Annotated in this window: 22 protein-coding genes; 18 read left to right on the forward strand and 4 right to left on the reverse strand. The window is 39.5% G+C overall.

The features are described from left to right. Positions 1-53: 53 nt before the first annotated feature. Positions 54-1481 carry an ISNCY family transposase gene (locus PI20285_RS00820; protein WP_057775614.1) on the reverse strand — a complete coding sequence of 476 codons (1428 nt, stop codon included), beginning with the start codon at positions 1479-1481 and terminating at the stop codon, positions 54-56. A 192-nt stretch (positions 1482-1673) separates the two neighbouring features. On the opposite strand from PI20285_RS00820, the gene PI20285_RS00825 reads away from it, so the two are divergent. The 3 genes from PI20285_RS00825 (at position 1674) to PI20285_RS00835 (ending at position 5675) form a co-directional block, all read left to right on the forward strand. After that, the gene (locus PI20285_RS00825; RefSeq protein WP_057773352.1) at positions 1674-2744 is read left to right on the forward strand and encodes a hypothetical protein; all 1071 of its coding nucleotides are present in this window, start codon (positions 1674-1676) and stop codon (positions 2742-2744) included. Between the two features lie 109 nt (positions 2745-2853). Next, entirely contained in the window at positions 2854-3759 is a 906-nt protein-coding gene (locus tag PI20285_RS00830) for an alpha/beta hydrolase (RefSeq protein WP_082623260.1), read from the forward strand. Between the two features lie 275 nt (positions 3760-4034). Continuing rightward, on the forward strand, positions 4035-5675 hold the full coding sequence (locus PI20285_RS00835) for a peptide ABC transporter substrate-binding protein (RefSeq protein ID WP_057773354.1): 1641 nt from the start codon (positions 4035-4037) through the stop codon (positions 5673-5675). Positions 5676-5772: 97 nt separating this feature from the next. On the opposite strand, the gene PI20285_RS00840 is transcribed toward PI20285_RS00835, so the two are convergent. Next, complete coding sequence (locus PI20285_RS00840; protein ID WP_057773356.1) at positions 5773-5994, reverse strand: hypothetical protein; 222 nt, start codon at positions 5992-5994, stop codon at positions 5773-5775. 260 nt (positions 5995-6254) lie between these two features. On the opposite strand from PI20285_RS00840, the gene PI20285_RS00845 reads away from it, so the two are divergent. From PI20285_RS00845 to yjeM, 15 genes are all read left to right on the forward strand, one after another. Next, complete coding sequence (locus PI20285_RS00845) at positions 6255-7217, forward strand: serine hydrolase (protein WP_057773358.1); 963 nt, start codon at positions 6255-6257, stop codon at positions 7215-7217. Positions 7218-7495: 278 nt separating this feature from the next. Continuing rightward, positions 7496-9703 carry an anaerobic ribonucleoside-triphosphate reductase gene (gene nrdD, locus PI20285_RS00850; RefSeq protein WP_057773361.1) on the forward strand — a complete coding sequence of 736 codons (2208 nt, stop codon included), beginning with the start codon at positions 7496-7498 and terminating at the stop codon, positions 9701-9703. Further along, entirely contained in the window at positions 9648-10229 is a 582-nt protein-coding gene (gene nrdG, locus PI20285_RS00855) for an anaerobic ribonucleoside-triphosphate reductase activating protein (RefSeq protein ID WP_057773363.1), read from the forward strand. The genes nrdD and nrdG overlap by 56 nt, the downstream gene beginning before the upstream one ends. A 111-nt stretch (positions 10230-10340) precedes the next feature. Further along, entirely contained in the window at positions 10341-10946 is a 606-nt protein-coding gene (locus PI20285_RS00860; RefSeq protein ID WP_057773435.1) for a VIT1/CCC1 transporter family protein, read from the forward strand. Between the two features lie 11 nt (positions 10947-10957). Then, positions 10958-11755, forward strand: coding sequence for a Fe-S cluster assembly ATPase SufC (gene sufC / locus PI20285_RS00865; protein WP_057773365.1), 798 nt, complete (start codon positions 10958-10960; stop codon positions 11753-11755). Between the two features lie 2 nt (positions 11756-11757). Continuing rightward, entirely contained in the window at positions 11758-12951 is a 1194-nt protein-coding gene (gene sufD, locus PI20285_RS00870; RefSeq protein ID WP_057773367.1) for a Fe-S cluster assembly protein SufD, read from the forward strand. Continuing rightward, complete coding sequence (locus PI20285_RS00875) at positions 12944-14179, forward strand: aminotransferase class V-fold PLP-dependent enzyme (protein WP_057773369.1); 1236 nt, start codon at positions 12944-12946, stop codon at positions 14177-14179. The genes sufD and PI20285_RS00875 overlap by 8 nt, the downstream gene beginning before the upstream one ends. Beyond that, the gene (sufU, locus tag PI20285_RS00880) at positions 14169-14612 is read left to right on the forward strand and encodes a Fe-S cluster assembly sulfur transfer protein SufU (RefSeq protein ID WP_057773371.1); all 444 of its coding nucleotides are present in this window, start codon (positions 14169-14171) and stop codon (positions 14610-14612) included. Before PI20285_RS00875 ends, sufU begins: the two co-directional genes overlap by 11 nt. Then, the gene (gene sufB, locus PI20285_RS00885) at positions 14609-16006 is read left to right on the forward strand and encodes a Fe-S cluster assembly protein SufB (RefSeq protein WP_057773373.1); all 1398 of its coding nucleotides are present in this window, start codon (positions 14609-14611) and stop codon (positions 16004-16006) included. Before sufU ends, sufB begins: the two co-directional genes overlap by 4 nt. Next, a complete protein-coding gene (locus PI20285_RS00890; RefSeq protein ID WP_057773375.1) occupies positions 16003-16320 on the forward strand; it encodes a metal-sulfur cluster assembly factor in 318 nt (105 codons plus the stop codon). Before sufB ends, PI20285_RS00890 begins: the two co-directional genes overlap by 4 nt. A gap of 443 nt (positions 16321-16763) precedes the next feature. Further along, entirely contained in the window at positions 16764-17267 is a 504-nt protein-coding gene (locus PI20285_RS00895) for a hypothetical protein (RefSeq protein ID WP_057773377.1), read from the forward strand. Between the two features lie 151 nt (positions 17268-17418). Further along, positions 17419-17859 (forward strand): MarR family winged helix-turn-helix transcriptional regulator, encoded by a 441-nt coding sequence (locus PI20285_RS00900; protein ID WP_057773379.1) that lies wholly within the window; start codon positions 17419-17421, stop codon positions 17857-17859. A gap of 25 nt (positions 17860-17884) precedes the next feature. Continuing rightward, positions 17885-18469 carry a hypothetical protein gene (locus PI20285_RS00905; protein WP_057773380.1) on the forward strand — a complete coding sequence of 195 codons (585 nt, stop codon included), beginning with the start codon at positions 17885-17887 and terminating at the stop codon, positions 18467-18469. A gap of 18 nt (positions 18470-18487) precedes the next feature. Next, positions 18488-18703, forward strand: a complete 216-nt coding sequence (locus PI20285_RS00910) for a hypothetical protein (RefSeq protein ID WP_057773383.1) — start codon at positions 18488-18490, stop codon at positions 18701-18703. Positions 18704-18862: 159 nt separating this feature from the next. Further along, positions 18863-20389 (forward strand): glutamate/gamma-aminobutyrate family transporter YjeM, encoded by a 1527-nt coding sequence (gene yjeM / locus PI20285_RS00915; protein WP_320531958.1) that lies wholly within the window; start codon positions 18863-18865, stop codon positions 20387-20389. Between the two features lie 191 nt (positions 20390-20580). Here the strand turns inward: yjeM and PI20285_RS00920 are convergent, their stop codons facing one another. Together PI20285_RS00920 and PI20285_RS00925 are read right to left on the reverse strand one after the other, a co-directional pair. Then, positions 20581-20946 (reverse strand): type II toxin-antitoxin system PemK/MazF family toxin, encoded by a 366-nt coding sequence (locus tag PI20285_RS00920; RefSeq protein ID WP_057773385.1) that lies wholly within the window; start codon positions 20944-20946, stop codon positions 20581-20583. Next, positions 20940-21227, reverse strand: coding sequence for an AbrB/MazE/SpoVT family DNA-binding domain-containing protein (locus tag PI20285_RS00925; protein WP_057773387.1), 288 nt, complete (start codon positions 21225-21227; stop codon positions 20940-20942). Before PI20285_RS00925 ends, PI20285_RS00920 begins: the two co-directional genes overlap by 7 nt. Positions 21228-21606 lie beyond the last annotated feature (379 nt).

Here is a 21606-nt window from a genome sequence, read left to right on the forward strand (position 1 = left end):
TGTCAATCGGTAAGGAAAAATGTCTCAATAATCATTGAACATCCTTGTCAAATTTAAATCTCATATGCCATATGATTTGCTCCTTTTTCGGAATACCCAATTGTACGCAAATAGTCGCGATAATTGGCTCTCCTCCATGGGTGGTTCATAGAAGCCTTGGGCTTCTTGTTCTTTGGGGCCATATTAGATGGTTTTTCAATAATAACCTCGAAAGCTGGCGAAACTAAGTCATGATCTGCAAGCGGATGTAAATCAAATATTTGATCTGCATCTGTAGTAGCGTAAAGCTTACCAGTTAAAGTTTTAACGATTAAGACCTTAGTTCGTGGTTTTAAACAAACTAGCTTATCTGATTCAAATAATTGATATTCCTGATTATTTAATTTGACAGTGTGACCAGATGAAATTGAGCGCTCTCGAGTTGTGATTAAAATCTGATCAATTTCTGAAGATGTAAGTTGTTTGTCAAAGCCACTCGTGTTAATTTTAATAGGTAAAGCAAACTTTTGATTGAATTCTTTTACAAATGGGTTGAGGAAGTCGTTAGCTTGCTCAATTGTCGTTGTATTTGCTAGTTTAAGTTCATTTAAAAGTCGGCTTTGTAGTGTTTCAAAAAGGCGTTCAATTCTGCCTTTGGTTTGCGGTATGCTAGTCACTGAGAGTTTGGTTCCCAGTGACTTACACGCATAACCGAATTGAGTGAGTGGGTTTTCCTTCGTTGGAGAATCTGCTTTTTTGTTTGAGTTAAAAACCGTTCTTCGGTCTGTTAAAATCTCATACGGGATTCCAAAAGAAGTCAATATTTGAGCCATAACTTGATAATAAGCGTTTAACGTTTCTTCGGTATCAAAGTAGGCGCCAACAATCGCACCACTATAATCATCAATCGCGGCATGTAGATAAGTCTTTGTATTGCCGAACCAGAGCTCAACCGAGGCATCCATCTGAATAAGTTCACCGGCAAATTTTTTCCTAGCGCGTGACGGATGAGCCTTTATTGCTTCCACTGGTTCAACAACTTGTAAGGTCTTTTCGTCACGTTTAGACAAAGCCTGCCGTTGTTCCTTGAGCTTTAATTCTTTGCGTATTTGTCTTTTGGTATTGTGATGAGCTTTGGGTGACAGAACCCGATGGGTTCTAAGTATTCGTCGTAAAGTTGATTCAGAAACTTGAATACCTTCTCTACTTAATAAAAACTCATAGAAATGGGAAATATTGAAGCCTTGGTAATCAGTTTCATACAGCTTAATAATTCGATTGATTTGTTTGGTTGAGATCTTATTCTGTGGCTTTTTGCCAGTATTGCCATGCACAAAGCTAGATTTACCCTTAGTTCGATATTTGATTATTAATCGATCAATTTGTCGTAATGATAGATTTAATTCAATACTAGCTCGACAACGATTCTTTCGTTCATTAACTACTTGCTGAATTACTTGATATTTGTGGTCTTCTTTCACTGTTAAAACAACCTTTCTCATGTTGTCCACCTCCATTAACTATTTTGCCGGAGGTGAAACATATTTGCGAGACATTTTTGCTGACCAATTAGTTAAGACATTATCACTGGCGAACAACAGATAATCCTTTTATATGAAAAATGATGTTGACATCAAAATACCCGAATGATAAGTTTAAAACGCTCGAAAACTAAATTTTAGGAGCTTAATCAAATGAAAGATCTCATTTCAGATCGAAAAGTAATCAACACGGCACTGTGGATATTCTTCATCGGCGTAACGTTGTTTGGCAACGTGCCCTTATTTGTGATTACTTATTTGACGGTGGCAACGTTTATGATTCTCAGAACGACGCAGATGCAATTAGCCAAAAAGGTTAAGGTGCCAATGATATTTACCTATTTTGTATTGGCGATCTTGCAATGTATTTTTGCTGCGAATACCATTGGCGCCTTCAATAACGATGTGTTTACAGAAATTTTGAGCCGGGTGGTTGCCGCAGCGTTTATTTTGCTTCCTTTGGCGGTCGAACGGAATATTATTATTCGCAAACGGACTGATTTTTATTTACCGTCTGTCAAAGAAATGGCGACCATTAGTTTTGAACAGTTACGGAACAACAAATCTACCATCAAAGAGTCCCTGCAAGGGTTTAACAAGGTTAGGCGCACCCTCGCAAGTGATAATTTGAAAGAAACGTTTGAAGACCTGCACCGCCATAGTTCCACCAGGTATATTAATAATGGCTCGTTGACCGATGAATATTTTGAGTTGGCTAATCAAACGTTAGCTGATCCATATATTTACTTGGTTATTTCCAATACAGGAAGTAGCGCCAGTGAAATTATTTCTCTGTTTACCCAAAAACAATATAATCATGCTTCACTTAGTTTTGACGCTGATTTAAAAACGATTGTCAGCTATAACGGTGGGGAAAAAGTGTATCCGCCAGGTTTAAATGCTGAGATGGTTGAAGCTTTTCATAAAAAAGACGATGCCTCAGTTTTGATTTATCAGTTGGCTGTCACACGGGCCCAAAAACAGATCATTATCGATAAAATTAAAGAGATTAACTCAACCGGTAGTGCCTATAATCTATTGGGGTTAGTGACCAAACATTCATTGCGACCTAACATTATGTTTTGTTCGCAGTTTGTTTATCAAATGCTGAAATTGGCACACGTTGATTATTTTGATAAACCAGCTGGAGACGTTCGGCCAACCGACTTCATTGAGTTGGACTACTATAAAAAGCTAGAATTCTGTTATGAAATTAAATTTTAAGTGGTGACTGGTACAGCTATTAGGGCTGTGCTTTTTTAAAATAAAATTATGAAAGCGCTTATTATGAGTGCTAAAATAAAGGCGTTTAGTTATGAAAGGGAGTTTTGAAATGACAATTGCAAATCAAAAAGTGCTGGCCGCAATTAAACAGACCACTGATCTTTGGCGAGCGTCTGATGAAAAACGTGATGCTGGGTTACCGACGACATTTTCAGATGTGACGCGGTTTGATAATTTGAGTTACGGACCAGCAGAAAGTGAAAATTTGTTGGACATTTATACGCCCAAAGATACAGCTAAAACAGTGCCCACGATTATTAATATTCATGGTGGCGGAAATGTCTACGGTTCAAAAGAATTGTATCAGCATTATTGTTTAGGCTGGGCCCAAGCTGGATTTGGCGTGGTGAACTTTAACTATCGATTAGCGCCAAAAACACCTTTTCCGGGGGCGTTACAAGACACTGATTTAGTTTTGAAATGGCTTGTGGAACATGATAAAAAATATCGATTGGACCTGAACAATGTGTTTATTGTGGGTGATAGCGCTGGAGGAACTTTAGCTGAGCAGTATTTAACAGCTTATACCAATCCAGATTATCGCCAAGCTTTGAAATTAGGTGAGCGTCCTAAATTGACGATTAGAGGGGGCGGTCTTAACAGTGGCTTCTACTTTATTAAACGTTCGGGAGCAGTCACTGCAGATAGTTTAATGGCAGCATACTACACGCCGGGAGTAATGAAACACTATGATCGAGAATTAAATACGGCGGAGTTTATAACCACCGCATTCCCACCGGTTTACGTTATGACAGCCACCAATGATTTCTTACGTGATGAGGGGGTCCGGCTGGATCAATTTTTGTTGGATCACAAGCTGGCCCATCAATTTAAAATTTACGGTACCGAACAAGATCCAAGAGAGCACGTCTTTCAGCTGAACCAGCGAGATGCGATTGCAGCTGAGGCAAATCATGATGAAGCAGAATTTTTCCGCGGTCTTGTGAAACGTTAAAAAATAATTAAAAAACTTGTTGACTTCTAATTTTATAATTCTATAATAAGGAACATCAAGTTGAAAGGGGTGAAGTCACATGACACATTTTGTTAAAGCTGTTTTAAGTATTTTAGTCATTATTAGCTTATTAATTAAAGTGCACAGTAATGTGACTTCAATCCTTGGCTAATAGCTTTTTAGTATTACCATAAAAGGATAATTGGGTTGCTCGCTGTGCTTCGTAAATGAAGTGTAGCGGGCATTTTTTTATCCAAATTTAAGGGGTGTTGTGTATGGATCGAAAATGGAAAGTATCAGTATTTTTTGTAGCAGCAGCAATGTTGCTGGCGGGTTGTGGAAGTAAGGGTGCTAGTGCAGGGACGCATAAGTACGCGACGAAGCAAAGTTACAATTTAATGGCTAATACTGAGGTCGAAACGATGGATCCCTCATTAGCGGACGACTCGGCGTCACTTTTGCAATTGAATAATACCAATGAAGGTCTTTATCATCCAAATAAGAATGGTAAATTAGTGGCTGAAGCAGCTACTAAAACCAAAGTTAGTAAAGATGGATTAACCTATACATTTACATTACATAAAGGGATGAAATGGAGTAACGGAGATCCGGTTACTGCTCAAAACTTTGTTTATGGCTGGCAACGGACTGTTGACCCAGACACCAAGGCTCCAAACGCCTTTTTGTTTGCCCCAATTAAAAACGCAAATGCCATTATGAACGATAAGAAGAGTGCTAAGACACTCGGAGTTAAGGCAGTTAATAAAACAACTTTTAAAGTGACATTATCAAAACCAGCTCCTTATTTGAAACAAATGACGGCGCTCCCTGCGTTCTTCCCACAGGATAAAAAAGTGGTTGAAAAATACGGAAAATCTTATGGGACAACTAGCGCCAAAACTGTTTACAACGGTCCGTTTGTTCAAGAAGGTTGGACTGGGTCTAACTTAACTTGGAAGATGAAGAAAAATACTAAGTATTGGGATAAAAAAGTGGTTCACTTATCAACGGTTAACATGCAGGTGGTTCAAAACTCAAGTACAGCACTGAATCTATACCAAGTGAAAAAGCTTGATGATATTTCATTGTCTGGTGAACAAGCTACTCAAGAGAAAAGCAATAAAGATTTTTATTCTTCATTAGCTAATTCGATGACCTACGCAGTTTATAATTTTAAAAATCAAGCTATGCAAAATATTAATATCCGTCGTGCACTGTCACTAGTCTTAAATCGTGAACAAGTAACTAGCAAGGTATTAGCAGATGGGTCAATTGCACCAAAAGGATTTGTGCCGTCTAAGCTTACTGAAAATCCAAAGACGGGGACTGATTTTGCAACCGATGCTGAAGTTGCTAATACCACGACCCAAAACAAGAAGCTTGCTAAAAAATACTGGGCAAAAGGGATGAAACAGCTTGGCAAAACAAAACTAACCATTCAATTAATGTGTTGGGATGAGGGAACTAATTCGCAAGTTGCTGAATACATGCAAAGTGAGATTAACCAAACTCTTAATGGCGCAGATGTAAAAGTAAGCACCTTGCCAAAGAAATCAGCTATTACTAAGATGTCCAGTCATACGGGATTTGATATGGCATTGACTGGTTGGAGTCCGGATTTTGTTGATTTGATGGATGTCCTTCAATTGGAACAAACCGGAAATCCTTATAATTTTGGCTCGTTTAGTAATAAGACGTTTGATAAGTACATGAAAGCTGCGATTACAACTGACGCCAACGATTCACAAGCGCGATATGACGATTATGTGAAAGCTGAAAAAGTTTTGATGAAACAACAAGGAGTTGCGGTTATCGATCAGGGAGCATCAACCTATTTGCACAATCCAAAGGTAAAAAATGCCGTTTCAACAACTGATGGTGGAACTTACCTGAAGAATGCTTATGTGACTAAATGATGCATTAATAAATAACTATTAAAAAAGGGAATTGATAGCCTCGCTTAGTTTCGACGGCCGTCAATTTCCTTTTTAAAATTTCTAAACGTTATTAAATTTAACCAGCGACAACTTGGAAAAAGAGAACTGATCCCCATTTTTCTGATTTAATTAAGCCTTTTGCAGTCTTTGCAGCGGCATCTAAATCAGTGGCAGAGGTTTTAAATTCCATACGCATTCCAGTTTTTTTGACGAATTCAAAGTTAAAATCGCCGTCAGTATAGTTAGTTAAAAGCTCAACAATTTCATCTTGTTTTTGTGGTGAATTTACAATAATCATGTGTGTATCTCCCTGTCTTATGTATTTGTTTGATCTGATCAAGTAAATTCTATAATAAAGAGGATTAAAAGTAAACCCTTACAAAACGGCAAACTTAAAATGACGTTAAGTTTTTTAGAGTGGCATTCATTTTGAAGACGAAAAATCTGAATATTTTGTGAATCTTTCAAAAATCTCTATAAAATAATAAGTTTGAAGTGTATGCTTGGACATGGAGATTTATCACGCAATCATGATGGTTTTATAAAAGGAAATAAAAAATGAATGATAAAAAAAGAAGGCAGTTTAACCGAACAGTTTTTAAAGCTTTTCCATGGGTCATGGGAGTTCTTTTGATTATTTTGGTGTTCCTTCAAATTAATAGTAATAGCAGTAAAGCCCAATCTAAGTCGGGCACTGATAGTAGTCAGCAGGCCACTGTCAGTTCAAGTTCTTCTGAAGTCACGAATAAACAGAAAAAAATCAAGGCCGAACTTGCGAGCTATTTAAAAACGGTGACCAAAGATGGGACAGTCAGTGTCAGTTTTTATAATTTAGGTGCGACACCAAAAAGTAAGGCAGCTGCTAGCACGGACGCAGCTGTTTATAAGCCGGGGAGTTTGGTAACTGAAGCCGATGCCCACACCGCGCAAACTGCGGCTAGCACTTATAAATTATTTATTGCAGCTTATCTGATGCACCAAAAGCAAAATGGTAAATTTAATTGGACGTCGAGTAATACAGAAGGATTTGATCAGATGATTGTGGATAGTGCCAATACCTTTGCTGATAGTGAGCTTAAAAGCTATGGGATGGCTGCTGTCAATAAATTTATCGGCAGTCAGGGCTGGTATACGCCGGTATTTCAACAAACGGTTATCGCCAAGACGACCAGTCACAGCCTGATGCTCTTGCTCGAACAGCTTGCGGCCGGAACCGGGCCATTTAAAAATGCCAGTGACCGAGAAAAAATTCTAAAATTAATGAGTGAACAGATTTATCGAACGGGAATTCCCGCTGGCGCAAGTGCTGCTAAAACGGGAACCAAAGTGGCTGATAAAGTTGGCTTTCTAAATGATACCAACAATGATGCTGGAATAGTGACCCTACCCAATGGTCAGAAATATATATTGGTTATTATGACCCATGGCCAAGGACAATCGGGCTTTAGCGGTTTTCCTAAAATGGCTGAAATCACCAAAAAGGTTCAAACGATCGTTTATGGGACAAATGCGGGAAAATAAAATTTGAATTTAAATAAGGATCAGGAATTTCTTAACCGAAATTTTTGATCCTTATTTTTGTTGGCGTGATTACTTGAAAAAAGTTTTTTTGAGGCAAACGGCAGCACCACACCTTTAAGCCAACTTAGTTAAAAAAATTCCCAAAAAAGTCATATACAAATATAGTTAAACGGTCTACTATATATAGTATGCACAGCAAATAAAAACACAACTGATTGTGTACTTTTGCTTACTAAAAGGAAATAATCGATTACATATAAAGCAGTAGGAGGTACAATATGATATCAACATTTCAGGACAAATTAGGACTATTACGAACATCACTTATTCAAAAAAGAGATGGTGAACAGACTAAATTTTACCCGTATAAGTTACTTTTTAGTCTTCGCCAGGTAGTGGCAGATAAAAAAATTCAGGATCAGATTTGTGAAGCATTGGTCAATCAATTTCATGATCAGGCAGTGATTAGCACCCAAGCAATTCATAATGCGGTGATTCAGCAATTAAAAAATTGTGGTTTAGAAGATTCAGCAACGGCTTATGCAGATTATTTTGATAAAGAGCAGCAGAATTTTTCTGATGCCACCAATGTGCAAAAACGGATCGAAAAAGTTTTCGAGCGGGATGCCGAAGTTGTTCATGAAAATGCCAATAAGGACAGCACTATTTTTAATACACAACGCGATTTGGAAGCCGGTGCGGCCAGTCGGGCGATGGGCTTGAAGATGTTACCAGAATTAGTTGCGAAGGGCCATTTACGGGGCGATATCCATTGGCATGATTTGGATTATTCACCAGTTACCCCGGAAACTAATTGTTGTTTGATTGATTTTGATGGGATGCTTAAAAACGGCTATAAAATTGGTAATGCCGAAGTCGATTCGCCGCGGTCCATTCAAACGGCGACGGCGCAAATGGCTCAGATCATCGCCAATGTGGCGTCACTTCAGTACGGCGGTTGCTCTGCTAATCGGGTAGATCAATTATTGGCACCATATGCCGAAATTAATTATCAAAAACACTTGGCTGACGCTAAAGATTGGGTTTCTCCAGATAAGCAAGAAGCCTATGCCAAAAGTAAAACTAAAAAAGATATTTATGATGCGATGCAGGCTTTGGAATACGAAATTAATACTTTGTATTCTTCCCAGGGGCAAACGCCTTTTACAACGGTGAATTTCGGGCTCGGAACCAGTTGGATTGAACGTGAAATTCAAAAATCCATTTTAAAAATTCGAATTAAAGGATTAGGTACCGAACACAGAACAGCAATTTTTCCGAAATTAATTTTTACACTTAAACGTGATTTGAATTTGCATCCAACCGATCCTAACTATGACATTAAACAATTAGCGATTGAATGTTCTACTAAACGCATGTACCCCGATTTATTAATGTATGACAAAATCAAAGAACTGACGGGTAGTTTTAAAACACCCATGGGCTGTCGTTCATTCTTACAAGGATGGCGTGACGAAAATGGTAAAGAAGTTAATTCAGGTCGGATGAATCTTGGCGTCGTGACCGTTAATTTGCCTAGATTAGCGTTGGCATCAAACGGTGATAAAAAATTATTCTGGGAAATTTTTGAAGAACGCATGACTCTATGTCATCAAGCGTTGGCTTATCGCGTGGAACGGACCAAAGAGGCAGAACCCAAAAATGCGCCATTACTCTATATGTACGGCGCTTTTGGTAAGCGCTTGCCAGCTGATGGCGATGTGGATGAACTTTTCAAAAATGAACGCGCAACAGTTTCGTTAGGCTACATCGGTTTATATGAAGTTTGTACCGTCTTTTATGGGCCAGACTGGGAGCATAATGCCGAAGCCCACGATTTTGCGGAACAGATTGTCAAAGCGATGTGGAAAAAATGTGCTGATTGGACAAAGGAAAGTGGCTATCATTACAGCCTGTACTCCACACCAGCAGAATCGTTGACCGATACTTTCTGTCGCGATGATATTGCCAAGTTTGGCAAAGTCGCCAATGTGACTGATAAAGAATATTACACGAATAGTTTTCATTATGATGTTCGCAAACATCCAACGCCTTTTGAAAAATTAACCTTTGAACAAGATTTTCCTAAGTATGCTTCCGGTGGCTTTATTCATTATTGTGAATATCCAAATCTAACCCAAAATCCCAAAGCCTTAGAAGCAGTCTGGGATTGGGCTTATGATCATGTCGGTTATTTGGGAACCAATACCTCAATTGATAAATGTTATAAATGTGGATTTAAGGGTGAATTTAAAGCAACGGCGCGGGGCTTCCAATGTCCGCAATGTGGTAATCATGATCCTCAGTTCTGTGATGTGGTTAAACGGACATGTGGGTATCTCGGCAATCCACAACAACGCCCGATGGTTCACGGGCGGCACGTGGAAATTGCTTCAAGACGGAAAAATTTAACAACGGAGATGATCCAAAATGCAGCGAAAAACGCACGGTCCAAACAATCCGATGCCGAAAGAGTGGTTGGCTAAAGATTTAAGTTTACAATATATTGCCGATTACAAGGCTTTTAACTTTGTCGATGGCGAAGGAGTTCGCTGTAGTTTATATGTGAGTGGTTGCCCATTTCATTGCCCAGGTTGTTACAATGTGGCGGCGCAAAACTTTCATTATGGCAAACCTTATACGCAAGAATTAGAAGATCAAATCATGGAAGATTTAAGCCAAGATTATGTCCAAGGATTAACGTTGCTGGGTGGCGAACCATTTTTAAACACACAAGTATGTATTCGAATTTGCAAACGGATTCGCCAAGAATTCGGCCATACCAAAGATATTTGGTCCTGGACTGGTTATAACTGGGATGAACTTTTGAAGGATTCTGATGACAAACTAGAAATGCTATCACTAATTGATATTTTGGTGGATGGTCGTTTCTTAGAAGAAAAGAAGGATTTAACGCTCCAATTTCGGGGAAGCTCTAACCAACGCATTATCGATGTCCCTAAATCTTTAGCAGCGGATAAAGTTATCATCTGGGACAAATTGGTGCGATAAAAAACTCGATGTGCATGAAGATTTGAAAAGTTGAATTTTCATGCATATTTTCTCACAACAAAAGAGGAAAAGTTTTGGAAAACAAAGCAAATTATGGATTGGGAAAACAAAATGTTAGAAATTCGAAAATTTGTCAAGGCTAAAAAATTTCATTTTTGGGATAGTTTAAATATTACACGTGCCGGGATTTTGGGTGCGAACGACGGGATTATTTCGGTTTCAGGAATTGTCCTTGGTGCCGCGGCAGCCAATCTTAGCAGTTATACCTTGTTCATTAGTGGCGTTTCAGGGATGCTAGCTGGCGCCTGTTCGATGGCTGGGGGAGAGTACATTTCAGTGAGTGCTCAAAAAGAAGTGCAACTGAAACGCCTAAACATTCAGGCTGCAGGCCAGCTGAGCACCAAAAATCTCTACCAAACCAAAATTAGCGAACTGGATGTGTTAAATCCGATTCATGCAGCAACGGCCTCTTTCCTCTCATTTTTATGTGGCGCCATTATTCCGTTGCTTGCAATCAGCCTGTCTAACAGTCGTTGGCGAGTAACCAATACCGCGTTAGCAATGATCATTGCACTTTCGATTAATGCAATTATTGGTTACAACAAAGCAGAAACACCAGTTTATAAAGCAGTTATTCGCAACGTTGCGGTGGGCGTTTTTACCACAGTGGCGACTTATTTAATTGGTAGTCTATTAGGGATGACGATTTCTGCGTAGGAGGATTCAAAATGGAAACACTTGAAATAAAAGATTTACATGTAGCGGTTAAAGATGACGACACACAGGTAGAAAAAGAGATTTTAACTGGGGTGAATTTAGTCATGCACACAGGCGAAGTTCATGCCATTATGGGCCCCAACGGAACCGGAAAATCGACCTTATCTGAAACCATTATGGGAAATCCCCATTATCACGTTACACAAGGCAATATTCTTTTGAATAATAAAAGTTTGTTGGCAGAACCTGTGGATGCGCGCGCCAGAGCCGGATTATTCTTAGCGATGCAATATCCAGCTGAAATTAAAGGTATCACCAATATGGAGTTTTTGCGGGCGGCAATTAACGCCCGGCGGCCAAGTGATCAACCCATTCCGATCAAGGCGTTTTTGGCTCAATTGGATGACGCGCTTAATATCTTGAACATGACAAGCGATATGGCGGAGCGCTATTTAAACGAGGGCTTTTCTGGTGGTGAACGGAAACGAAACGAAATTTTGCAATTACTAATGATTAAACCTACTTTTGCGATCCTGGATGAATTGGATTCAGGCCTAGATATTGATGCGCTTCATGTTGTCTCCAAGGGTGTTAACCACGTAATTGGACCGGATTTTGGAACGCTGATGATCACGCATTACAAGCGAATTTTGAAATATATCCAGCCTGATAAAGTACACGTCATGATGGGCGGTCGCATTGTTAAAACGGGGGATGCTAGTTTGGCGGATCGTTTGGAAGACGAAGGGTATTCTGGTTTGAGAGATGAGTTAGGAATTGACGTCGACTTGGTAGATTCGGAGGTTTAGGAATGATTGAAACAGACAGTAAGATAAATCTAACCTCATTTTTATTTCCAAATGAACCGACTTGGTTTACGAATCTGCGTAAAAAGGCCTTTGAAAAATTACAAACAACCAAGGATCCGCGTTTTGCTAAAGTCGACTATCGAGATTGGGGCTTGGGAGAAACCCCAGCTAATGCGGTGGCTACTGATGAAAATGTGAAGCTTGTTGATCAAAGTACACGTGAGTATATCTTGTGTCCCATCGCCCTGGCTCTGGTAAAGCATGAAAAGCTTTTTCAAACATATTATATGAAAAAAGCGTTAACTGAACCGGCCGATCGATTAACCAGCTTTAGTACGGCGTTTGTGAACGCAGGAAATTTTCTATACATTCCAAAGCATGCCCAAGTAATTGAGCCAATTATGCTGGATCAAATGGATCTTCCAGAAAATTCTGCAGAAATTAGTCACAATTTGCTTGTATTGGGTGAAGGCGCTAAGGCCACAATTTGTTTAAAGGGTGACGCAAAACAAACTGCTTCAAAAATACATCGCATTACCGAAATTGTTATGGAAGCAAACAGCCAATTAACACTGATAAACGTGGACAGTTTTTCTACTGAGCAAACGGTTTATGTTAATCGCCAAGCTTATGTGGGTGAAAATGCCAAACTGAATTGGACAATTGGGTCCTTTAGCGATGGAAAAGTGGTTGCCGAAATGAATGCAGAGCTGGTTGGTAGACGGGCAACAGCGACAATTAATAATGCGGCAATCACATCTGGAAATCAAATTCAAGGAATGAATACACGCTTGACCAATTTAGCACCTTATACAGTTGGCAAGATTCGCCAACGGGGCGTTATTTTAGATCAGTCGCGGCTAGTGTTTAACGGAATTGGCAAGATTGTGCATGGGGCTCACGGTACGATTGCGGAACAAGAAAATCGAATTTTGATGTTATCGGATCAGGCAAGTGGGGATGCTAACCCAATTTTGTTGATTGATGAAAATGATGTGGTGGCGGGTCATGCTGCCAGTGTCGGACGCTTAGATAAGAAGCAATTGTACTATTTAATGAGTCGTGGCTTACCTAAAGCCACCGCTAAACGGCTTGTCGTCCGCGGCTTTATTGGCAGTTTTGCGAAAGAAATCCAAAATCAACAGGCACGGGAAACCTTCCGGAAAGTGTTAGAAAGAAAGTTAACTAATGGATAAAAAATTTGAAGAGGCAGTTAAGGATTTTCCAATCCTAACGCGCAAAATTAATGATGAACCACTCCTATATCTGGATAATGCGGCGACTTCGCAAACGCCTAATCCCGTTTTAGACCAGATTGTAAGTTTTTACCAAAACACCAATGCTAACGTTCATCGCGGAGTTTATACATTGGCTAATGACGCCACGACGGCATATGAAAACGTCCGCGAACAAGTAGCGGCGTTCATTCATGCCGATGACGCTAAATCAATCGTGTACACGCGTTCAACAACTGACGGCCTTAATTTGGTGGCAAGCAGTTTTGGAGATCTGGTCGTTCACGAAGATGATGAGATTTTGATTACCATTATGGAACACCACAGCAACTTAATTCCGTGGCAACAGCTCGCACAAAGAAAACATGCGAAGTTGAAATATGTGGAGTTAGCCGCCGATCAAACGCTAGATATGGCGGATTTTAAACGCAAACTGACGGAGCGGACGAAAATTGTGGCAGTCACCCAAACAAGTAACGTTCTGGGAGTGACCAATCCGATTAAAGAAATTACCAAGTTGGCACATCAGCAGCAGGCTTATGTGGTTGTGGATGCTGCTCAATCTGCGGCTCATCAAACGATTGATGTGCAGGACTTAGATGCCGATTTCTTGGCTTTTTCCGGGCACAAGATGCTGGGACCCACGGGAATCGGGGTGCTGTATGGTAAATTAGATTTATTAAACGAAATGGCGCCCATTCAATTTGGTGGGGAAATGATTGAAACGGTGAGTCGTACACAAGCCAAGTGGCAAACGGCACCGTGGAAGTTTGAAGCGGGCACACCGAATATTGGGGGCGTGATCGGTTTGGGGGCAGCAATTACCTATCTTAACAAACTGGGGATGCCGTGGATTGAAGCCACTGAACATCGATTGGTCACTTATTTACTCCCTCAATTGGCCCAAATAACTGGACTGACAATGTATGGACCCAAAACAGTTGCCAAACACGAAAGCATCGTGGCATTTAATTTGCGAGATCTTCATCCACACGATGTGGCGACGGGTTTGGATATGTTGGGAGTTGAAGTTCGTGCCGGGCATCATTGTGCGCAACCGTTAATGACAACTCTGGGAGTGGAGTCGACCGTTCGCGCTAGCATGAGTTTTTATAATTCATTGGCCGATATGGATCGGTTTGTATATGATTTAAAAATGGTAAAGGAGTTCTTCAACCGTGAGTCTTAATAAGTTAAATCAACTTTATTTGGCAGTGGTGATGGACCATGCAGATCATCCGCATCATAAACATGAGTTGGGCGATGCGACTCAAAGTGTGGAACTACATAATGTTTCTTGTGGAGACGATATTCGAGTATTTATCAAAACTAAGGCGAACCGGGTTGCAAAAATTTCGTTTACTGGAAATGGCTGTACCATTTCACAAGCCTCGGCAAGCATGATGACCGATGCCCTGACTAATCTTGAAATTTCAGAGGCAATTAAAAGTTGTGACGCTTTTTTTCAGTTAGCCATGGGAAATTCAATCTCAAATGAAGCCAAGAAAGTTCTAGGAGATGCGGAAATTTTAGGGAGTTTAGCAGAGTTTCCGGCTCGGATTAAATGTGCAACTTTAGCGTGGCATGCAGCTAAAGAAGCGTTAAAAGGAGAGGCAAAATGAGTACGAGTACAGAAATGCCCGATGAATACGAATATGGGTTTCATGACGATGTGAAGCCAGTTTTTTCCACCGGTAAAGGTTTGAATGAACAAATCATTCGCCAAATTTCAGCCGAAAAACACGAGCCTAAGTGGATGCTGGACTATCGATTGGCAGCTTACAAAATTTATCAAAGCATGCCAATTCCTAAATTTGGCCCCAATTTAGATGATTTAGATTTAAAAAATATGTTGTACTATCAAAAGGCCACGGACAAAAAATATCGGAATTGGGATGATGTGCCGCCAACGATTAAAAAGACGTTTGATCGTTTGGGAGTTCCCAAAGCTGAAAGAGAATACTTAGCGGGCTCGTCTGCTCAGTATGAATCGGAAGCGGTCTATCACAATATGCGCGAATCGTTTGCCAAACAAGGAATTATTTTCACGGATACGGATACTGCGCTCCAAAAGTATCCCAAACTTTTTAAAAAGTGGTTTGGCAAGCTAATTCCACCGACAAACAATAAATTTGCGGCTTTGAATGCGGCAGTTTGGTCAGGTGGCACCTTTCTCTATGTTCCGAAAGGGGTACAAACACAAATCCCGGTGCAGGCCTACTTTAGGATTAACGCTGCTAATTCCGGTCAGTTTGAACGCACGTTGATTATTGTGGATGAAGGTGGCCGAATTGATTACGTGGAAGGGTGTACCGCTCCCAAATATGACACGGATAGTTTGCATGCGGCCGTGGTTGAAGTCAACGTTTTGAAGGATGCCTATTGTCGCTATACAACGATTCAAAATTGGTCAACCAACGTGTATAGTTTGGAGACCAAACGGGCACAGGCTCTGGAAAATGCCACGATGGAATGGGTTGATGGTAATCTTGGGTCTAAAACGACAATGAAGTATCCCTCCGTTTATTTGAATGGACGTGGGGCTCGAGGAACGATGCTTTCAATAGCAGTTGCCGGCCATAATGTGGATCAGGATACGGGAGCACAAATGATTCATAATGCACCTGATACATCTTCGTCGATTGTGTCGAAATCGATCGCCAAAGATGGGGGTATTGTGGATTATCGGGGAAATGTGAAGTTCGCCCGGAATTCTGCCGGGTCATTTGCCCATGTGGAGTGCGATACGATTATTATGGATGACCAGTCTTCCAGTGATACTATCCCGTACAACGAAATTTTAAATAGTAACGTTTCAATGGAGCATGAAGCGAAAGTTTCTAAAATTTCAGAAGAACAGCTGTACTATTTAATGAGTCGCGGAATTTCGGAACGTAAGGCAACTGAAATGATTGTGATGGGTTTTGTTGAGCCATTTACCAAGAAATTACCGATGGAATATGCGGTCGAATTAAATCGTCTGATTAGTTTTGAAATGGAAGGGGCAATTGGATGATGATAGCTGATGAAGATTTTGAAAAACAAGCTTATGAAGTGTTGAAAAGTGTGATTGATCCGGAAATTAGAGTTGATTTGGTGAGCTTAGGGCTAATTTATGGAGTTGCCTGTGATGAAACTGGTCTTTGCACAGTCACGATGACACTAACCATGATGGGCTGCCCGTTGACTGATGTCTTGAATCAATCAATAACTGATGCTTTGTTGACATTAGATCAGGTTAAAAAAGTGAAAATCAATTTAGTATGGGAACCAATTTGGACCATCGACAAAATGAGCCGTGAAGCCCGGGTAGAGTTGGGGATGTGGTAGAACATATAAATAGTCAGTCAAAAAGAACTTAACGACAAGTAAGTACTTTTTGACTGGCTATTTTGAGTTGTTCAAAAATTGCTTTAAATTATTATTTTACAAACTTTTTCTTGTTGCATAGGTTTGGAGATGAAAAACACACAGTATGGGCGTGTTTAAAGTAAAACATAGATTATAAGATTTTTTTGAATTTATGCGTAGGTAATCTTCAACTTTTTATCTAGCGGACTGGTCAGCTTAGATAAAGTTTCGATACTAGTATTTTCTCCCTTTTCGACCCGCATGATTGCCGATTGAAGTATTTTCCATAATTCACTTACTCTTTTAGGTTTCTAAAGGATTCCTAATTTGATTGAGGTTTGATATTTTTTTCAGAGGTTGTATAATGAAGTTGTAAATTAAAGCGCTTTCAAAAGAGCTGTGTAAAGGGAGGATGGATTATTATGATGCCAAAATTTAAATACAAATTGAGTTGTGTAATGTTGATAAATATTTTTGTGGAAGTTTTAGTTGTGCTATTCTTCGGTGGGGCTATGCAGCTGCAAATTCCGACTCTGATTAATTTTTGGGGCCGTCCTGTTTATGAGTATACAGTTGAGAGCGGCGATCAAATTAATTCATTACTTATTACGTTAATTGTATTTTTCCTAGCTGAAACCTTGATCGGACTGGTTAGCCTTCATCTAAATGATGGGTGCAGTGATAAATATGTTTTTAAATTACCTGCATTTTTAGAAATGTTAAATATTAAACTGTGGAAGTTTTCTTTGTTGGATGGATTAGTTATTTGGTTAATTGCGCAGTCTTGGGTCTTTATTTTAATTGGATTTGCACTTTTAACGGTGGCTTCTAGTTTAGCGATTATTTTCAATTTAGCATTTGTTTTGTTTATCGTGGGAACGGTGGTAGTAAATATTGGAATGGGTCAAAAACATAAGTTGATTTGAATAAGGAGAGCAGCCATGAAATTTGTATATTTCATGGCTGCTTTTTTGTTGAACATTTATTTAAAAAGTAAATCGTTTTATTTGCTTAAGCAAATAAAATAGTGCATGATACCTGTGGAATCAAAAATAATACGTTTGAAAGGGGACAAGCATGCCTAAAGCAGATGAAATAGATACGTATATTCGGACGATAAATACGGTGTCTCATAAACTGAAAAAATACGTAAATGCACAATTAAAAGATTTGGGATTAACTTCTAGCACTTATTTTTTCGTTTTAAAAGTGGGCGAGAGAGGTCAACTATCACAAGATGAATTGTTTAATTTAATTCATTTAAACCCAAGTAATATCACGCGCGGCGTCGATCGTTTGATTAAACTAGGGTATATGTCAAAAGAACAGTCTGCCACTGATGCGCGAATGAAGATGCTTAAATTAACAAAACTTGGAAAGCAAAAGTACCACCAGTTAGTTAATCGGTTACCAACTATTAACGGATTCCTTGTCGACTCGTTAACCGCAAACCAGGTGAACGATTTTAAACAAATTATGAAAAATATGGAAACAAATTTGGACAGTTTAATTAAATGAGATTAAAAAAAGGAGCGTGTCGCTCATGACTGAATATGTAAAAGTTTATGGTAAAACTAATCAAGATTTAGTGATGCCAGATGAATTTGGACTAGTTTCTTCAGATTTACGAAAACGGAATGGTGAACAAGTTCGGGTTGAACGTTACCAACACGGCAAAAACGTAGTGCCCAACAATGCCCATGTGACTTTAGTGTTTGGTGAAGATGAACGTCTAATTAGTTACAATAATTTTGTTGGCGATTTAAATGCACCATTGCCAGCTAAAGATGCTTTGGTTCAGCAAGCGATGGCTGTATGGCAAAATTTGGATGCCCAGTATGCTGCTGGATTAGACTTTATGAGAATCGATAATTTGAAACGTTTTTATTTTGATGAGCAAGGAAAACTAAACGAATTTGCAGTGCTTTGGGTCAAATTTGCCCATCGCAATGGTTCCTATAATTGGGTTACTTTTGGTCCCGGCGGTCAGATAATGGAAGTTGAACGTGAATCTCATTGGGATTATATGCGGTCCAGACGTGCCACTGAGGAATGGAATTATGATAACTGGGTTCTTGCAAGAGAAGGCAAAGGGCCACAGTTAGCAGCTCCGGAAGCATTGGCCTAGAAAAATGTGAGGTGTTAGATGAACGATGTTGAGTATGACCGAACTATTAAGAAACTAGGTAGTTTGCGAGAACGTTTGCGACGATTAGAGGAAGATGATTACGTGACGGCCTCGTACAAGGGGTATAGCTCTGACGGTTTAACTTTAAATGAGATTTTAGAAGCAATTCAATCTGTGAATAAATCAATTGAATTGGCGGAAAATAAATTGGCAGACGAGCCCAAACAGTATTGATAAAGTGCTAACTTGAAAATTTTGAATAACGAAGGGTGCAGGGTTTGTTCTGGCATCCTTTTTTTATTTTTTGAATAATTATTATTAAAAGATGCATATTTTGGGAATAATTAGTGCTAAAATAGGCAAGTATTTCTATTTTAGAGAGAAGGATTTGTTTTGGACGATTTGGAAAACACCAACCAGCATAAGATTGGTCTGGTTGGCCTAATTTTGATGGTGTTCACTTCCATTTATGGAATTTCAAATACTACGGTTGCCTATGATCAAATGGGTTACGGCGCGATTTTGTGGTATGTGTTGGGGGCAATTTTATTTTTCCTTCCCAGCGTTATGATGTTTGCCGAATATGGATCGAGTTTTAAAGAGGCTCACGGAGGAATCTATTCGTGGCTAGCCGGATCAATTGGCGAAAAACTAGCTTTTATTGGCACGTTCATCTGGTTATCTGGGTGGATTGTCTGGCTAGTGTCGGAAGCTTCGAAAATTTGGATTCCGTTTGCGACAATGTTTTCTGGACATGACACCACCCAATCGTGGCACTTTCTAGGATTGAACAGCATTCAAACGATTGGTCTGATTGCAATTGTATTCATGATTGCAGTGACATTTTTCTCCACACACGGGATTAATCAAATCGCGCGTTTTGCAGCGTTTGGAGGAATTATTACCCTGACCATCACGGCTCTATTTCTGTTGATTAGTTTAGTGTTATTAGCAGTTCACAGTGGTCATTTGGCCCAGCCGTTTACCGCACGCTCAATTATTCATTCGCCAAACGGGCAATTCGGATCACCAATTGCGATTATGTCGTTTATTGTGTACGCCATTTTTGCTTATGGTGGAATGGAAACGATGGGCGGGGTTGTCGATAATGTCAAAGATTCATCTAAGACATTTCCGCGGGCTATGATTATTTCCACCATCATTATGTTAGTGGCTTACTCACTTGGCATCTTTCTTTGGGGAGTGAGCGCGAACTGGCAGGCGGTGCTTGGCAATAAGACGAGTGATTTGGGCAACGTTTTGTACGTTTTAATGAATAATTTAGGGGTTTCCATTGGCAAAACTATGCACTTATCAGGAGCCGCCAGCATTACGATGGGTAACTGGTTTGCGCGGGTAATCGGAATTGAAGAATTTTTATCCGATATGGGTGCCTTTTTCGTGCTTGTTTATTCACCTTTAAAGTCATTTATCATGGGATCACCAGCCAAGTTCTGGCCGAAGAAAATGACGAAACTAAACAAATTTGGCGTACCCGCATTTTCGATGTGGATTCAAGCCATTATTGTGGTGGTCATCATATTTGCAGTTTCATTTGGTGGCAGTAATGCACAGTCGTTTTACACGGTTTTACAGGATATGGAAAATATTTCTTCAGCGGTTCCGTACTTATTCTTGGTTGGGGCATTTCCGTTCTTTAAAAAGCGGACTGACTTAGAGCGGCCGTTTGTTTTCTTTAAAAACAAGACCATGACCTGGTCAATTACCATCATCACTTGGTTTGTGATTTTAATTGGCATTATCTTCACCGTGGTTGAACCTCTTTCAATTCACGATTATTACACGGCGTTTTGGACAGTAATTGGACCGGTATTCTTTGCGCTAGTTGCTTGGATATTTTATGAAGTGTCGGTTAAAAAGAGGAAAATCGATGTGCCAGATATTGATGATATTGATTAGCCTAAGCTAACAAGAAAACTTAGGGTAAGTGGTCAATAATACTAAACGAAAATAGAGATCGAAAATTTTAATTGAAAAATTTTCAATCTCTATTTTTAATGTAATTATTTTAGATTAGTGTACAAATTTTAAACTTTACCGATAGATTGTCTTTGACCACAGCAGTCTGGACTTATTGGAAAGTAGTTCTTTTAAAAATTAAAAATATCCTTTACGGCTTCCAAAGTTAACCGAACGAGTTTTGAATTTGCCTGGCCTACAATTTCTCCGTGCCGACTTTGAAAATCAAATCCGTGTAACTGTTGAAAGAGTAACATGCCTTTGATGCCTAATCTTGGATCAACAATCTGTTGGCGAAAAGGATCATTTTCGCGAACTGTACTGGTAACAGGAATAACCTGTACTAGTGGCGTGGTTTCGTTATATTCGGTGGCACTAACCACTAAACATGGACGCCGGATGTTATTTTTATTAGGGTTGTGACCGCCTGTTTCGTGTCCAGAATGAGGCTCAAAATCTAACCAAATGATGTCGCCTTGTTGTGGTTTTTTCACCATGAGTCATTAATCCTTTCTGAACCAACTGGAGGTTGCGTGTTGGGATCATAACCTAAATCATCGATGTCTTGTTGATAGTTATAATTTTTAGCTGCCTGTGTTGCATAACGATTTGTTTTTTTAGTGGGCTTAATGGGTACATAAATAATTCCAGCACTGGTCTGTGTAACTGCCAGTTCTGTGCCAGCATTAATATTTGCTTCTTTTGGGATAGTTACGGTGACCGAATTTCCTTGACGTCTTGTTTTATAAATACCTAAATATTTTTCGGAATCCATCATACTCACACTCCTTTGTATCTATAGTTTATCATGTATCTATTGTAAATACCAAACTGGAGATTGCAGGATATATGTGGCTACTCGACGGAACTTAAAAAGTAGCCGGACGGAAATTTAATTGCACTACGCAACAAAACTTTGACCGTTTAATTTTAGCAGTGGACATTAAACGTGACGTGGACTATTTTTAAATTAGTTATTAAATAAAGATAGCAAGTCAGAGTTATGTAAAAACGTATTTTTGATTGTGGTGAGAAATGTCCTGATGAAAGCACACTTCAGATTATTTCTGGTAAATGGAAAAAACTACAAAATAATGAAAAAGCTAGATTTGTTTAGACGTTGATCAAAGCTTTACCGGAATGGAGACGATATACCA

The sequence above is a fragment of the Pediococcus inopinatus genome (genome assembly GCF_002982135.1).
In the GTDB taxonomy this organism is placed as follows: domain Bacteria; phylum Bacillota; class Bacilli; order Lactobacillales; family Lactobacillaceae; genus Pediococcus; species Pediococcus inopinatus.

Excerpts from the sequence above, each read along its gene's own strand:
- sufB (WP_057773373.1), top strand. The coding sequence starts at position 14,609 with ATGAGTACGAGTACAGAAATGCCCGATGAATACGAATATGGGTTTCAT.
- nrdD (WP_057773361.1), top strand. The coding sequence starts at position 7,496 with ATGATATCAACATTTCAGGACAAATTAGGACTATTACGAACATCACTT.
- PI20285_RS00825 (WP_057773352.1), top strand. The coding sequence starts at position 1,674 with ATGAAAGATCTCATTTCAGATCGAAAAGTAATCAACACGGCACTGTGG.
- PI20285_RS00920 (WP_057773385.1), bottom strand. The coding sequence starts at position 20,946 with ATGGTGAAAAAACCACAACAAGGCGACATCATTTGGTTAGATTTTGAG.
- PI20285_RS00925 (WP_057773387.1), bottom strand. The coding sequence starts at position 21,227 with ATGATGGATTCCGAAAAATATTTAGGTATTTATAAAACAAGACGTCAA.
- PI20285_RS00890 (WP_057773375.1), top strand. The coding sequence starts at position 16,003 with ATGATGATAGCTGATGAAGATTTTGAAAAACAAGCTTATGAAGTGTTG.
- PI20285_RS00910 (WP_057773383.1), top strand. The coding sequence starts at position 18,488 with ATGAACGATGTTGAGTATGACCGAACTATTAAGAAACTAGGTAGTTTG.
- PI20285_RS00845 (WP_057773358.1), top strand. The coding sequence starts at position 6,255 with ATGAATGATAAAAAAAGAAGGCAGTTTAACCGAACAGTTTTTAAAGCT.
- sufD (WP_057773367.1), top strand. The coding sequence starts at position 11,758 with ATGATTGAAACAGACAGTAAGATAAATCTAACCTCATTTTTATTTCCA.
- PI20285_RS00900 (WP_057773379.1), top strand. The coding sequence starts at position 17,419 with ATGCCTAAAGCAGATGAAATAGATACGTATATTCGGACGATAAATACG.
- sufC (WP_057773365.1), top strand. The coding sequence starts at position 10,958 with ATGGAAACACTTGAAATAAAAGATTTACATGTAGCGGTTAAAGATGAC.
- PI20285_RS00820 (WP_057775614.1), bottom strand. The coding sequence starts at position 1,481 with ATGAGAAAGGTTGTTTTAACAGTGAAAGAAGACCACAAATATCAAGTA.
- PI20285_RS00840 (WP_057773356.1), bottom strand. The coding sequence starts at position 5,994 with ATGATTATTGTAAATTCACCACAAAAACAAGATGAAATTGTTGAGCTT.
- PI20285_RS00875 (WP_057773369.1), top strand. The coding sequence starts at position 12,944 with ATGGATAAAAAATTTGAAGAGGCAGTTAAGGATTTTCCAATCCTAACG.
- PI20285_RS00835 (WP_057773354.1), top strand. The coding sequence starts at position 4,035 with ATGGATCGAAAATGGAAAGTATCAGTATTTTTTGTAGCAGCAGCAATG.
- PI20285_RS00860 (WP_057773435.1), top strand. The coding sequence starts at position 10,341 with ATGTTAGAAATTCGAAAATTTGTCAAGGCTAAAAAATTTCATTTTTGG.
- nrdG (WP_057773363.1), top strand. The coding sequence starts at position 9,648 with ATGCAGCGAAAAACGCACGGTCCAAACAATCCGATGCCGAAAGAGTGG.
- PI20285_RS00830 (WP_082623260.1), top strand. The coding sequence starts at position 2,854 with ATGACAATTGCAAATCAAAAAGTGCTGGCCGCAATTAAACAGACCACT.
- PI20285_RS00905 (WP_057773380.1), top strand. The coding sequence starts at position 17,885 with ATGACTGAATATGTAAAAGTTTATGGTAAAACTAATCAAGATTTAGTG.
- PI20285_RS00895 (WP_057773377.1), top strand. The coding sequence starts at position 16,764 with ATGATGCCAAAATTTAAATACAAATTGAGTTGTGTAATGTTGATAAAT.